This is a genomic window from Paenibacillus sp. SSG-1 (assembly GCF_002224835.1).
In the GTDB taxonomy this organism is placed as follows: Bacteria; Bacillota; Bacilli; order Paenibacillales; family Paenibacillaceae; genus Paenibacillus_AQ; species Paenibacillus_AQ favisporus.
Map to the genome: position 1 here is coordinate 7,106,841 of NZ_MBRK01000001.1, position 14,657 is coordinate 7,121,497.

General features: G+C 56.0%; 11 protein-coding genes and 1 riboswitch. Of the genes, 8 read left to right on the plus strand and 3 right to left on the minus strand.

Annotated elements, in window-relative coordinates:
• The first annotated feature begins 137 nt into the window (after positions 1–137).
• From BCV73_RS32395 to BCV73_RS32420, 5 genes are all read left to right on the plus strand, one after another.
• A complete protein-coding gene (locus BCV73_RS32395) occupies positions 138–1,433 on the plus strand; it encodes a homocysteine synthase (protein WP_076176155.1) in 1,296 nt (431 codons plus the stop codon).
• A gap of 338 nt (positions 1,434–1,771) precedes the next feature.
• A complete protein-coding gene (locus BCV73_RS32405; protein WP_143811919.1) occupies positions 1,772–3,073 on the plus strand; it encodes an aldolase/citrate lyase/malate synthase family protein in 1,302 nt (433 codons plus the stop codon).
• A gap of 356 nt (positions 3,074–3,429) precedes the next feature.
• Positions 3,430–5,394, plus strand: a complete 1,965-nt coding sequence (locus tag BCV73_RS32410) for a heavy metal translocating P-type ATPase (protein ID WP_089549837.1) — start codon at positions 3,430–3,432, stop codon at positions 5,392–5,394.
• A gap of 280 nt (positions 5,395–5,674) precedes the next feature.
• On the plus strand, positions 5,675–6,616 hold the full coding sequence (trxB, locus tag BCV73_RS32415) for a thioredoxin-disulfide reductase (RefSeq protein WP_076176148.1): 942 nt from the start codon (positions 5,675–5,677) through the stop codon (positions 6,614–6,616).
• Positions 6,617–6,701: 85 nt separating this feature from the next.
• Complete coding sequence (locus tag BCV73_RS32420) at positions 6,702–6,935, plus strand: glutaredoxin family protein (RefSeq protein WP_089549838.1); 234 nt, start codon at positions 6,702–6,704, stop codon at positions 6,933–6,935.
• Between the two features lie 173 nt (positions 6,936–7,108).
• Here the strand turns inward: BCV73_RS32420 and BCV73_RS32425 are convergent, their stop codons facing one another.
• Positions 7,109–7,306, minus strand: coding sequence for a hypothetical protein (locus BCV73_RS32425; RefSeq protein WP_076176143.1), 198 nt, complete (start codon positions 7,304–7,306; stop codon positions 7,109–7,111).
• 269 nt (positions 7,307–7,575) lie between these two features.
• Between BCV73_RS32425 and BCV73_RS32430 the strand changes: the two genes are divergently transcribed.
• Positions 7,576–8,226, plus strand: a complete 651-nt coding sequence (locus tag BCV73_RS32430) for a bifunctional 4-hydroxy-2-oxoglutarate aldolase/2-dehydro-3-deoxy-phosphogluconate aldolase (RefSeq protein ID WP_244879524.1) — start codon at positions 7,576–7,578, stop codon at positions 8,224–8,226.
• A gap of 256 nt (positions 8,227–8,482) precedes the next feature.
• On the plus strand, positions 8,483–9,625 hold the full coding sequence (locus tag BCV73_RS32435; RefSeq protein WP_089549839.1) for a transglutaminase domain-containing protein: 1,143 nt from the start codon (positions 8,483–8,485) through the stop codon (positions 9,623–9,625).
• 171 nt (positions 9,626–9,796) lie between these two features.
• Here BCV73_RS32435 and BCV73_RS32440 read toward each other — a convergent pair whose 3' ends face one another.
• Together BCV73_RS32440 and BCV73_RS32445 are read right to left on the minus strand one after the other, a co-directional pair.
• Positions 9,797–11,254 (minus strand): amino acid permease, encoded by a 1,458-nt coding sequence (locus tag BCV73_RS32440; protein ID WP_076176136.1) that lies wholly within the window; start codon positions 11,252–11,254, stop codon positions 9,797–9,799.
• A 130-nt stretch (positions 11,255–11,384) separates the two neighbouring features.
• Positions 11,385–11,591, minus strand: a riboswitch (Lysine riboswitch).
• A gap of 130 nt (positions 11,592–11,721) precedes the next feature.
• The gene (locus BCV73_RS32445; protein ID WP_089549840.1) at positions 11,722–12,858 is read right to left on the minus strand and encodes a virulence factor; all 1,137 of its coding nucleotides are present in this window, start codon (positions 12,856–12,858) and stop codon (positions 11,722–11,724) included.
• 438 nt (positions 12,859–13,296) lie between these two features.
• On the opposite strand from BCV73_RS32445, the gene BCV73_RS32450 reads away from it, so the two are divergent.
• Positions 13,297–14,280, plus strand: a complete 984-nt coding sequence (locus tag BCV73_RS32450) for an MBL fold metallo-hydrolase (protein WP_089549841.1) — start codon at positions 13,297–13,299, stop codon at positions 14,278–14,280.
• Positions 14,281–14,657 lie beyond the last annotated feature (377 nt).

Sequence of the window (14,657 nt, forward strand, 5' to 3'; positions counted from 1 at the left end):
TCGGATGTATAATTCCAATAAACTTTATCGGATTTATAATAATTTCCTTCTTTTCAAACCTCACAAAGTATGAGAAAATATGAAAAAAATTCGCGTGTGGAATCATTTTCCACAGTTACATGAAGGAGGATCCACCTATGTCCGAGAAACGCCCATTATCCATTGAAACGCTCGCCGTCCATGCAGGCCAGGAAATCGATCCAGCGACTTTTTCGCGTGCCGTGCCGCTCTATCAAACGACGTCTTACGGATTCAAGGACAGCGATCATGCCGCCAACCTGTTTGCTCTGAAGGAGTTCGGCAACATTTATACCCGCATTATGAACCCGACCACCGACGTATTTGAGCAGCGCGTTGCAGCCCTGGAAGGCGGTGCCGGAGCGTTGGCGGTTTCCTCCGGACAGGCGGCGATCACCTTCTCCATCCTGAATATTGCCGGCGCCGGGGATGAGATCGTCTCGTCCTCAACGCTGTACGGTGGAACCTATAATTTATTTGCCAATACGCTGGCGAAGCTTGGCATTAAAGTGCACTTTGTCGATGCCAGCAACCCGGAAAATTTCCGCGCGGCCATTACGGATAAGACGAAAGCGCTGTACGCCGAAACGATCGGCAACCCGAAAGGGGACGTGCTTGATGTGGAGGCCGTTGCCGCTATCGCCCATGAGAATGGCATCCCGCTGATCGTGGACAATACATTCCCGAGCCCTTATTTGCTGCGTCCGATCGAGCACGGTGCTGACGTCGTCGTTCACTCGGCAACGAAGTTCATCGGCGGCCACGGCACGTCCATCGGCGGCGTGATCGTCGACAGCGGCAAGTTTGACTGGGCGGCCAGCGGCAAGTTCCCGGGACTGACCGAACCGGATCCAAGCTACCACGGCGTCGTGTATACGGAAGCTGTCGGCCCGATCGCCTACATTATCAAGGCGCGTGTACAGCTGCTCCGGGATATGGGATCGGCGATCTCCCCGTTCAACTCGTGGCTGCTGCTTCAAGGTCTGGAAACGCTGCACCTGCGGATGGAGCGGCACAGCGAGAATGCGCTGAAAGTCGCGCAGTTCCTGGAAAGCCACGATGCGGTAGAGTGGGTCAGTTACCCCGGGCTCGCAAGCCATCCTTCGCATGAACTGGCGAAGAAGTACCTGCCGAAGGGACAGGGAGCGATTCTGACGTTCGGCATCAAGGGCGGCACGGAGGCAGGCCGCAAGGTGATCGAGAACGTGAAGCTGTTCTCCCACTTGGCCAATGTCGGCGACTCGAAGTCGCTGATCATCCACCCGGCCAGCACCACGCACCAGCAGCTGTCGGAAGAGGAGCAGGTGGCCGCCGGGGTGAACCCGGAAATGCTGCGGCTGTCGATCGGTACGGAAGCGATTGACGATATTTTGCACGATTTGGAGCAGGCCATTGAGGCCAGCCAGCAAGCCTAAGCCATCCAAAGCTATATAAAGCTATAGAAGTTAAATCCCGTCCTTATCCTGATCAGCCGCCTCGTTTGAGGCGGCTTTTTGTGTTGTGAATCGTAAACTTGCCCAATGGGGGCTCTCCGCCCGCAGGCTTTCCTTGGGAAACCGCGCAAATTCCGTATATTTCGCCCTTTCGGCTAATATTCTGTAGGGTATATAGATTGAACTCAAGTTTCGAATGAAAACCCTCATTGTAACGGCTTATCCAAGTCTTTCAACATGAATTTCTTGAGTTCATTCTGTACAGCAATTTACGCAAGTGGAAGCTCATTTATCTCTGAAGAGAGGGTGGACAGCCAAAAATGAAGGGTGAACGGTGTCAGAACAGCTTCTGCCAATTCGGCTCCTGCCCCGCACCTTGCGGTGTGGAAGCGGTTCACCAGCCGGCATGCGGACAAATGGGCGGGACCGCTCGTGACCGGCGTTCCGGCAGGGAAGAGGAGAACGGCCGCCAGGAATCGGATGCCCCCCACTTGGAAGATGCCGGAGACTATGCAAGGGCGGGCTCCCTTCCCGAGATCGCATCCCTGGTAGAGCTTGCATCCATCGGCTCGATTACGAGGGAGAAGGCGCTTCTGTCCGCGGATTCCGAGCGGATTGGGGAAATCCTTCAGGAAGCGGAGGAATACCGGTCCAAGCCAGAGGAAGGCACGACCCCGGAAATGCTGTTGGATTGGAGTGATTCCATGCGCAGTTTGCGGGTATATACGGAAGAAGCTCCTTACCTGTACCGGCAAAACGAACGCCTGGACGGAGCGGCCGGTTTAGTGCTGCTTCGGGAAGAAGAGTGGCTGAGAACCGGCCATCTGAAGGAAATTTATGCGGAGTGGCTCAATCGGGATCCGGGAGTTGACGGCCGCGAACGGGAGATTCAGGAGAGGCTGATGAACCGGTGGAAGGGGCATCTGGTGAATCTCCTGCACAGCCTGCAGGGAGCGCCGCTGACGGTGGCTCTCGTGTCCGGACGCCTGAAAGACTACCGTAAGCTGAAAGGCGACGCGGCGCTGGACATTGATATGCTCCGGGATATTCAGCTGGAAGCCCTGTTTCGGGCCGCCCAGTCCTGCCAAATGCAAAGGATCGACTGCAGTCTGGAACTGCTGGTTCCTTATCCAGAGGACGGGGAGGCTTTTCATAGGATTCATGAGTTTATCGATCGGGTCGGCGAGGAAACCCTTTGTCACCAGCGCAGATCCTTAAGATACCGGGTCGGAGCGATGCTGGATTGGGACGTTCGCGAAACGGCGGCAGCGGAAATCGCCAGGTTCGCGGATTTCATCGTGATCAACGGGAAGCATGAAGGGGCCTGGCTGATGGAATACCTGGCCAGCGAAGAGGAGAGGGGAAAAGTGCTCAGTGCGGGCATTCCGTACAGCGTGCTGGAGGAGCTGGTGTACAGCATCCGCCGGACGAAGCCGGCCATTCGGATCTGCCTCTCCGGGGCGGTAAAACCGTCGGATCTCGCTTATGTTTATCGTTTGGGGCTGAACGCGGTCAGCACGGTTCCCTCCGAGCTGCCGGGCGTGCGGCTCGCCGCAGCGCAGTGGGAGCTCCTGGAAAGGCAGCACGAACTAAGGCGCAGATCCGCACAGGGAAGAACGTAGCATCGCGCTTTATAGGATAAATAATCAATAGGCTTAATGATTACTGGGGCGGGAAGGCCTGCTTCGGATTCATTAAAGCCTATTTTTTTGCGTAAAAAATAGCATCCCCGTTTACTTTTTATGGGAGGGCGCGTATACTGTAATTAACAAAAAGTTTCCTTAACACAAAATTATTGTATTGACGCAAAAATGATTATCATTCTCATTTAAAAACAACAATCGCGTAGGAAGAAAGGTTCGTCAGAGGCGTTCCGTTTCCATCCGCATACCATGCTGCTCCGGCTAGTCCGGAGCAGCATGTGCCATTTTAAGGGGACTAATAATGCTATTCATTCTCATTAGGAAGGTGATCACTCATGGAAAACATACGAAATGCTCCTGCTCAATCGATTCAGCGTCAGGCCAATCTGAACCGCCCAGGTCCCGGAAAGAAAGGGCGCTTTGATCTACGCTCGCTGATCCGCAATTCGGAAATGCAGGCGGCGCTAGCAAGCGGACTGCTTATGCTGGGCGGCTGGGCAGCCAGCTGGCTGTCCGCCCCGGCCGTCGTATCGATCGTGCTGTATATTCTGTCCTATGCCGCAGGAGGCTGGCTGAAAGCGAAGGAAGGGGTCGAAACGCTGATCCATGAGCGCGATCTGGACGTCAACCTGCTGATGGTGGCTGCCGCGCTGGGTGCCGCAAGCATCGGCTACTGGAACGAAGGCGCCATGCTCATCTTTATCTTCGCCCTGAGCGGAGCATTGGAAAGCTACACTACCGAACGAAGCAAAAAGGATATTTCATCGCTGATGGCGCTGAAGCCGGAAACCGCGCTGCGGATTCAGGACGGGCAGATGAAGCTCGTTCCGATTGGGGAGCTGGCCATCGGCGACCTGGTCCTGGTCAAACCGGGAGAACTGATCCCGGCGGATGGAATCATCCAGAAGGGGAACTCCTCGGCGAACCAATCGTCCATCACCGGCGAATCGGTCCCGGCCGACAAAGCCGCGGGCGACGAGGTGTTTGCCGGAACGCTGAACGGGGAAGGCGTGCTGTACGTGGAGGTGTCTCGTTCCGCGGAATCCACCGTCTTCGCCAAAATCGTAAAGCTCGTGGAGGAAGCCGAGACCGAGGTTCCGGATTCGCAGCGTTTCATGAAGCGGTTTGAAGCCATTTATGCGCGTATCGTGGTGGCGGCGACGCTGGTCCTCATTTTCCTGACTCCGTTTGTGCTGGGCTGGAGCTTTGGAACCTCCTTTTATAAAGCGATGGTGTTCCTGGTGGTAGCTTCGCCGTGCGCACTGGTGTCTTCCATTATGCCGGCGATGCTGTCCGTTATCTCAAACCGGGCACGCCGGGGCATTCTGTTCAAGGGCGGTGCGCATGTAGAGAACATGGCGCTGACGTCCGTGGTCGCTTTTGACAAAACAGGAACGCTGACACTCGGAACGCCGCAGGTAACGGATTTCATTCCGGCGGACGGATACGACCGCCTGGAGCTTCTGGGTATTTGCGCATCCGTGGAACAGCTGTCCGAGCATCCGCTGGCTAAAGCCATCGTGGTGAAAGCCGAGGAAGAGGGAGCGATGCTGCCTTCAGCGGAATCGGTGACCTCGTTGACCGGCTGGGGTATGGAAGGCTGGGTTCAGGGTAGACGCTGGCGCATCGGGAAGGCGGATATGCTGGACCAGGCCGACCCGTCTGGCGAACATGCCGCATGGCTCCGGCTGCGTCAGGAGCTGAACGCGGCCGGCAAAACCGTGTCCGTGATTCTGGACGGGGAGCGGATTGCCGGGTTGGTCGCTCTCGCTGATGTGATCCGCCCACAGGCAGCCGCGGCCGTGAAGCAGCTGCAGTCGATCGGCGTCAAGGTCGCGATGCTGACCGGCGATCACAGCCTGACGGCGAACGCCATCGGCAGCAGCATCGGTGTTGATTACGTCTTTGCCGATTTGCTGCCTGAAGAGAAGGTCAACCATGTGAAACGGCTGCGCGAGCAGTACGGCCACGTGGTGATGGTCGGGGACGGCGTGAATGACGCGCCTGCACTGGCTACGGCCACCGTAGGCATGGGTATGGGGATGAACGGCAGCGGCACCGCGCTCGAGGTGGCGGATGTCGTTCTGATGAACGACAACATTGAGGAGATCGCCTCGACGATTACGCTCGCCCGCCGCGCCCGGCGCATCGTCAAGCAGAACATGGTGTTCGCCGTGTCGGTGATTTTGCTTCTGATGATCAGCAACTTTGCCGCCGGCATCGCCCTTCCGTTCGGCGTGGTCGGCCATGAAGGGAGCACGATCCTTGTCATTTTGAACGGGCTCCGTCTGCTGCGGTAAGTGCGGTGTCGAGACCGAAGCGGCTCATAAATGAAGGAACCTCCGAAAGAGAGTCGGAGGTTCCTTTTTTGCTCGGCAGGAAATTGTTAAACGATTTGTAAAAATTAAATTGTTCACAATTCAGGTGAAAGGCATGTATACTTGATCTATTGACATCTTATGAAAAATGTATGATAATGATTATCAGATAATAATTATTTTAAATTAAATGATAAATAGATCCCGGACGAACCCGCTAAGGGACGATGCACCGGGAACGGGAAGCTTGGAGGGAGATCCTATGTATAAATCCGTAATTATCGGGACAGGACCTGCCGGATTGACGGCAGCGATTTATTTGGCACGGGCCAATATGAGTCCGCTGATTATTGAAGGGCCGCAGCCGGGCGGCCAGCTTACCACGACGACAGAAGTTGAGAACTTTCCGGGATTCCCTGAAGGCGTGATGGGACCGGAACTGATGGATAATATGCGCAAGCAGGCGGAGCGTTTCGGCGCTGAATTCCGCACGGGCTGGGTGAACAACGTAGAGCTGGGCGCGCGTCCGTTCAAGCTTGACGTGGAAGGCATCGGCCATATCGAAACCGAGACGCTGATCCTGTCCACTGGCGCAACCGCCAAATACCTGGGCATTCCCGGGGAGCAGGAGAATGTCGGACGCGGCGTAAGTACCTGTGCGACCTGCGACGGATTCTTCTTCCGCGGTAAAGAAATTATCGTGGTCGGCGGCGGCGACTCTGCGCTCGAAGAAGCCGGCTTCCTGACACGCTTTGCGTCCAAAGTGACGCTGGTACACCGCCGTACTGAGCTGCGCGGCTCCAAGATCATGCAGGATCGCGTGCGTGCCAACGAGAAGGTGGAATGGGCACTTAACCGTACTCCGCTCGAAGTTGTGGCTGACGAACGCGGCGTGAAAGGCCTCAAAGTGCTGAACAACGAGACAGGTGAAGAGGAACTGATCGAAGCAAGCGGCGTGTTTGTTGCCATCGGTCATCACCCGAATACCGGATTTTTGGGCGGCCAAATTACGCTCGACGAGAACGGCTACATCGTTGTGCAGCCGGGAACGACGGAAACGAACATCCCTGGCGTCTTCGCCTGCGGCGACGTTCAGGACACCCGCTACAGACAGGCCATTACGGCAGCCGGAAGCGGATGTATGGCAGCAATCGATTGCGAGAAGTATATTGAAAGTCTGGAGCACAGCGCAGTCGCTCTGTAATGGATGCATGAAGTGGACCGATCAGGCCGGCGCAAGAGCCTGTTGACATACACGACATTTTCACGATACGAGGTGACCTAAAGCGATGGATAAAGTGATTGTATATACCAGCACCAACTGCCCGCACTGCCGTCAGGTGAAAGGATACCTGGCCGACAAGGGCATCGAGTTCGAAGAACGCAACATCGAGCAAAACGATGAGTATGCACAGCAGGTCTGGGACATGGGCGTTCGCGCCGTTCCTTTGACCGTCATTGGCGAGAACCGCGTGCTGGGCATGAACACAACCCAGTTTGAGAAGTTTTTGAATCAACAATAATTTTCTGTTCATTCTATAACCGCTAAATTAGAGGTCGTCCCTTGGAGCAAAGATGCTTCCGCCGGGGCGGCCTTTTTTTCGTAGGCGCAAAAAATAAGGGATGACCGCCAAAAGCAGGCCGCGATCCGGGCCGCTCTGGGGTATCCCTAGGCTTTTTTACTTTTAAAACGCTGTCAAAAGAACAGTTTCCCGACCAGCTGCAGCACGAAGTAGATGATAATGCCCGTCGCGATGAGCGTGAATCCGGCCTTGGGACGGCCCTGAAAAAAACGCAGAATGGCCAGGCTGAACAGCGGGGCGATAATCAGCAGAAACAGCAGCACGGTCACGAATACCTCGACCGATATATTGGAAATATCCACGTAAGTCACGGACAATCTCTCCATTCCTAAGGTAAAATCATCGGGTTTACCAACGTCCACAAACAATCATTTCTATACAACATTCCTATTATATACGAAACCCGGCCTGCATTTCCGTAGATTCGGGGGAAAAATACGTCGATTTTTCGTCAAATCCTGTGCCAAGGACGAAATAAACGGAAGCATGAGAGATCCTGCCGAATTGACATGTCCGGGAAGGAAAACGCCTGTAAAGTCCGAATATACTAAGAAAAATAGATTCGGAAGGAATGAAACGCATGCATACATCACAAGCAATGCAGGAACTGCTGTCCGCAAGAATGGTTGCGATCGTCCGGGGGATCACCCGGGATCAGGCCAGGACGGCAGGTGAGGGACTGATCGCCGGAGGCGTCCGGCTTATGGAAGTTACGCTGAATACCGATGGGGCGCTGCACATGATCGAAGGCTGGCGCTCGGCATACGACGGACGAGCCTATGTAGGCGCTGGAACCGTATTGAACCTGGCCATGGCCAAGGAGGCGGTTCAGGCTGGAGCGCAGTTTCTGATCTCGCCCAATGTCGATCAAGCCGTCATCTCCTTTGCTCTGGAGCAGGGCATCGACGTATGGCCTGGTGCCATGACGCCGACTGAGATTGTGGCCGCTTACGAGGCCGGTGCCAGCGCAGTGAAACTGTTCCCGATGGGCAGCCTCGGAATTGGCTATTTGAAAGAGATCCGTGCGCCGTTGGATCATATACCTCTGATGGCTACAGGCGGGGTGACGATCGGCAATATTGCCGATTATTTCGAAGCAGGGGCGTGCGCGGTCGGGATCGGCAGCTCGCTGCTGCCGAAGGCGGAGCTGGAGTCGGGAAATGTCGAGGCCGTCCAGGAACGGGCCGCGGCGTTTGTTCAGGCGGCTGCCCGAACAGAAACGGATAAGTAATGGAGCGGCAAGAGGTGCTTTAAGCCAGCAGGAGGCAGCAGGTGTGCTGCATGGAATCGTTCGTTAGCCGGTCACAAACCGCCTCAGATGGTCGTTCGCAAAGCAGCAAAGAAGCGTTGTGTCATAACTTGCCCATAGCTGGAATAGAGTCATTTGGAAGGGCCATTTTCATGTACGGGTAGGCTCGTTCGGCCATGGGATGACAAAAGCGGTACAGGTGTGGACCGGCATGATGGTCAGGAAGGGAGGGGGCCATATGATTGTAAAGCGCTTCTCGCTCGTTTCGTTGCTGCTCTTTGGAACGGTGGTTGCCGCCGCCGTTTCCCCGAGCATTGATTGGCAAAGGGTATATGCGGCCGCGACCTCTCCGGCGAATGTGGTCACGACCGTGGACGGGATTCAGGCGAAGCTGCTGGCCGCCATGAATCAGCGCCTGGAGAAGATTCAGTTTGTGTACCAGGGCAAGACGTCGGCCCTCAAGAGCCAGCTGAAGAGCGCCCTCGAACAGGCGCTGGAGAGCGATCCCTACATCAATTACACGATCGAAAGCTATGGTTACTCCTACAGCGGCAGCTCGAAATCGGCCACGGTGAGTGTGCAGCTCCGCTACCGGGAAACGGCCGCGCAGACGGCTTACGTCGACCAGCGGGTGAAGGCGGTACTCGGCAGCCTGATCCGGCCTGGCATGAACGATCATGAGAAGATCAAGGCGATCCACGACTGGGTGATACTCCATTTGAAATACGATAGGACCCTTCAGAAATATACCGCGTATGACGGACTCAGCTCGGGCAGCACGGTCTGCCAGGGATATTCGCTGCTGACTTACAAAATGCTGAAGGAAGCCGGAATTCCGAATAAAATTGTGGAAGGCACCGCCGCCCCGAGAGATACGGGCGTGAGTCAGCTGCATGCCTGGAATCTGGTGCTTCTTGACGGCAAATGGTACCACTTGGACACGACCTGGGATGATCCCGCTCCGGACAAGGCCGGTGAGGTCGGTACGGGCTATTACCTGCGCACGGACGCGCAGATGAGGAAGGACCATGCATGGACCAAAGCTTATCCCGCTGCCATGACCTTGTATCGCGATACGCTGTCCGGCCTGATCCGGCAGGGAGGAAGCCATTTGGCGTTTTACCAGAAGCTGCAGGAACAGCTTGAGTACCAGCTGTATGATCCGGCGCAGATCGTATCGACATCCGCCCAGCTCAGTGCCAAGGCCAAACCAGTGGTCGCTGCGGGAGGGCACTCGCTGCTTTTCCGGTTCCACGGGGACAAGGAGCAGCTGCTCGGCGCCCTGCAGGATTTGTACCGGCTTGGGGTGAGCTCGATCTCATACACGCAAAGCCCGCTGGATGAGACGGAGGATTTGAGAATTTACGTCACTTGGAAATAGGCAAAGCGTGTATTGGCGGGCAAAAGGTCGTCGGAGCAGCAGAAAGCCCCCTCACTGCGAAGCCCAGGAGCTTGGCAGGAGAGGGCTTTTTGGCCATCTGGTATTTTGGGAAAGCCATCAGCACACAAAAAAGGAGACTCACATGTTCATCTGTGAGTCTCCTTTTTAACGTTACCGAGGATCGTGGGTGGTCAGGTCGCACTGCTCCAGCGGGGTCAGCTTGGTTTTCTTTTTCCACTTGTAGCCGAACCATACGGCCAGGAATAGCGGAATGCTGACATACGTCACGAGAATGCCGTACCAGTCGATTTTGCTGCCGGTAAACGCTCCGGTGTTCTGTCCCAGGATCGCGATAATGCACAGGATAAAGGCAAAGATCGGTCCGAACGGGAACCAGCGCGCCCGGTAGGGCAGCTCGTCCAGGGAATGTCCCTGGGCGAGGAAAGCCCGCCGGAAACGGTAATGGCAGACGGCGATGCCGAGCCAGTTAATAAAGCCGCACATGCCGGAGGCGTTCAGCAGCCAGTTGTACACGACCCCGTCGCCGAACAGGGAGGCCAGAAACGCCAGCATACCGATCGCCGTGGTGATCAGGAGCGCGTATACGGGAACGCCGCGGCTGTTCAGCCGGCTCAAAAATTTAGGTGCCAGGCCGTCCTTGGCCATGGCATACAGTACGCGGGTGGAGGCGTACATGCCGGAGTTGCCCGCCGACAGCACGGAGCTCAGAATGACCGCGTTCATGACGGACGCCGCAAAGGCCAGACCCGCCTTTTGGAATACGAGGGTGAACGGGCTGACGCCGATATTGTTCAGATCGGTCTTCAGCAGGTTCGGATTCGTATAAGGAATCAGGAAGCCGATGACGATGATCGCCAAAATGTAGAAGATCAGGATCCGCCAAAATACCTGCTTGATGGCGCGCGGCACGTTCTGGCGAGGATTTTCGCTCTCCCCTGCGGCGACCCCGATCAGCTCGGTTCCTTGGAAGGAGAAGCCCGCCGCCATAAAGACGCCGACGAAAGCAAAGAATCCGCCATGGAAGGAGCTGCCGCCCAGGTTGAAGTTCTCGAAGCCGACCGGCTTGCCCCCCATGATCCCGAAGATCATCAGAATGCCGACAATCAGGAAAATAATGACGACCGCGATTTTAATAATGGCAAACCAGTATTCGGATTCGCCGTAGCCCTTGGCTGATAGAATATTGAGGGCAAACATGATAGCGAGAAACAGCAGACTCCACAAAAAGGAGGGAGAGTCCGGAAACCAATATTTGATAATGACCGTCGCCGCAGACAGCTCGGCCGCGATCGTGATCGCCCAGTTGTACCAGAAGTTCCAGCCGACGGCAAATCCGAAGGCCGGGCTGACGAAGCGGGTGCCGTAGGTGCTGAACGAGCCGGAATCCGGCATGTAGGTAGCCATTTCTCCCAGGCTTGTCATCAGAAAATATACCATCAGGCCGACGGCGGCATAGGCCAGAATCGCTCCGCCCGGTCCGGAGGAGGAGATGGCGCTGCCGCTTGCCAGAAAGAGCCCGGTGCCGATAGAGCCGCCGAGGGCGATCATCGTCATGTGCCGGGATTTCAGGCTCTGTTTGAGTGCCGTTGCCGGTGTTTTTAAACGCATAAAAAGAAATCATCCCTTCAAATATGAATATGACTTCATGGAGTGGAAGGGGAACAACCAAAAGGGACCCCAGGTATGAAGTACCCGCGGTCCCGATAAATGACGCTATGGCTTCCGCACCCGTGCTTCCATGAAAGATAGCTCATCACGGCGCTTGAATCTTCCTGCAGGAGGAAGGAACACCGCGACAGTTCTGTCCCTTTCGGAGAACAGACCCAGCATGCCAACCGTAGAGCGGGTTCGCACACTTCGGCGGAAGGCGCCCTTCGCTGTCGTCACCGGCGGCTCTTACGCCTCGGAACAGCTACTCATCGCTTCCGCAACCTCTACCTCACCTTGGACGGATGAGGTTATCTTTTACATATTTCTTTGTATTGATGTATTGAACACGTAACATCGTAACGTATTACGCCGGGAAAAGGCAATGGTTAAAGCTGGAACTCCGGAAGAGCCGTTCCCTGCAGTCTTCAGGAGCGGCTCCGCTTGGCCATCTGCTGCCACACGGTGCCTGCGGCCTGCTCGCCGGATTCGATGCGTTCCAAGGCCATCCGTGCCTGCAGGCTCACTTCGAACTCGGGATCGTTTACCGCTTCCTCCAGGGCATCGCGCGCTTCTTCCGTCCCCACTTCGTACAGGAAGCGGGCGGCGCGCCAGCGGACGATCTTGCTGCTGTCCTTCAGCGTCGCCTGCATCGCCGGCGTGGCCGCCGGGTCGCCGATGTCAGACAGCGTGTCGCCCGCCGTCCGGCGGACGGTCGGCGAGCTGTCCTTCAGCGCCTCGTACAGCAGCTCCATCGCTTCCGGTGTGCGCAGATCGCCGAGGTAGACGACCGCCAGGCGGCGGGTCTGCATCTTCTCGTCATGCAGCGCCTGACGGATGATCGGCAGCCGCTCTTCGGTCGGCTGCATGCCGTCCAGGGCGGCATAGCGAACCTTCCAGTCGACGCTCTGCATCGCCTCGGCGAGCTCGGCGTCGCTCAGCTCGCGCCGCTCCTCTTCAAACTCGCTCTCGCTGGCGCCATGGGCGATCGCCTGCTCGATGACCTGCTTCAGCCGATCCTCGGGAAACGCCGCTTCAAGCTCCTGCTCGACCTCACCGGCGATATCCTCCAGCTCCCCGTAGCGGACGCCGTAATCCTTCAGCTTGCGCTCCTTGATCATCGTCGCCGCGGTGACTTCCATTACGGCTTTCGTGAAGCGGTCGGACAGCGCCCGGCGAACCTCCTGAGCGCCCGATTTCACGCGGATCTGCATCGGGATGCCCCGGAAAAACTGAACGAACACTTCCGCCTCGCCGTAGTGGCTGCCGGCTTCCGCGTCTTCTTCCGTGAACTGGCTTGTCAGGCCCTCCTGGCCGAACCGCTCCTGCACTTCGCCAAGGATGGCGGACCAGTCCGCGCTGCCCTGGCGTTCCAAGGCGACAAAGTCAAGGGTATGGAACACGCTCTTGACCCCTTGGATATGCAGCATCTCCCGGATCCAAGCCGGGGCGGAGCGTTCATTGTCAAGCGTATATGTTTTGCGGATACCGGGCTCCAGACTCTCATCCAGGTGCAGCTTCATAGAGTTCGGACTCGGCGTTGGCTCGATAAATTTGATCTTCACAGATAAAGACCTCCTTCTTCTTCAATACCTTTTACTATTGAAAAAAATGATACAACTCATTCCTATATAGATGAAACCACCATCTAAACTACAGTTTACCTCACTTTGCCCCCAAACATAAACCTTTTGCCGCGGATAGAAAACGGATGGAAGGACGACAATGACTAAGAGGTTACCAAGCTGCATAGAAGGAGCTGTACTGCCGAGTGATATTCACCATTTATTTCGCGCCGATGCTGATTGTCGTCGTGACGATGATGCTTTTGGCGCTGTACGTCATTCATTACTCCGACCTGCATGACGAATAATTCATAGACTTAGCGGTAAGCAAGCTTGGGAAAGAGGGATGCATTCGAGCGTCAGCGCTAGTGGTACACAGGCTTTCGGATCGGGTAAAATGGAATAAACAGCGATTACACCCGGGAAGGAGGGGGACTCTTGCCGAAGATCCGCTACAATAACATGGATAATGTCAGTACGGATAAAACGTTGAAGCAGTTTAGACAGTGGCGCCAGGAGCGGCGGCAGAAGAAAAAGGACTACAGCTTCCAAATCCCGAATATGCCGCCGGATCTGGAGTATCTGCACGGCAACCGACAGGATACGTCGATTACCTGGATCGGCCACTCCACTTTTTTCATCCAGTATGAGGGCCTCAACATTTTGACGGACCCGGTCTGGGCCAAAAGAATGGGTTTTGAGCGGCGCCTCGGTGCGCCCGGCCTCCTGATCGATGATGTGCCGCCGGTGGACATCATTCTCATATCGCACTCCCACTATGACCATATGCACATGGCTTCCATCCGGAAGCTGTACCGGGCGGGCACGACGCTGATCGTTCCGGTCGGCCTCCGCGCGAAGATGGTCCGCAAAGGGTTCCACAATTGCCGGGAGCTGAAGTGGTGGGAGCATGTAGTCATCGGCCAGGTGAAGATCAGCTTCGTCCCGACGCAGCATTGGACGCGCCGCACGCCGTTTGACACCAACACCTCGCACTGGGGCGGCTTTGTGCTGGAGCCGCATGAGACAGGGGAAGCCGGTAACGCCGAAGCGGAAGACGGCACCAGGATGCTGCCGCCCAACGTCTATTTTGCGGGGGACAGCGGGTATTTTGCCGGCTTCAAAGAGATTGGCCGGCGCTTCAACCTACACGTGGCGCTGATGCCGATCGGGGCGTATGAGCCCGAGTGGTTTATGACGTCGCAGCACGTTAATCCCGAAGAGGCGCTGCAGGCTTTTCTGGATGTGGGGGCCGATATGATGATCCCGATGCATTACGGCACGTTCCGCCTGGCCGATGATACGGCCCGGGAGGCGCTGGACCGGATGGAGGCGGAGCGGGTCCGGCTCGGTCTGAGTGAGGAGCGGATTAAAGTGATGCATTACGGGGAGACGCTGACGATCCACCCGGAGCGGAGGTAGTTCCGGATACCGAACAGGAATCGGATACGCCGATAGATCCATACGAAACACCGGAAAGGCCGCCGGGCGGCTTCTTTCCGGTGTTTTTGCATGGACCCTTATACCATGGTGAATTCGAGCGGTTTGGACAACGCCCCCCATCCTTTCATGTTGGGGTCCTTTTGATTATCTCTTAGCGCGAGCGGGAATAGAAATAGATAAAAACGATTATATTGATAGAGATAGGCAATGATAGGACAAACGTCCGGGTAGGGGAAGGAATATCCGGGCTCGGCCGAATCCGCGGGCTATACTTTGTTCCTTCTATTATGAAATGGGCTTCGAACGCACGTTGATTTATGCTATAATGTGCTGAAGCCTACTAGCGAAAGGAATGG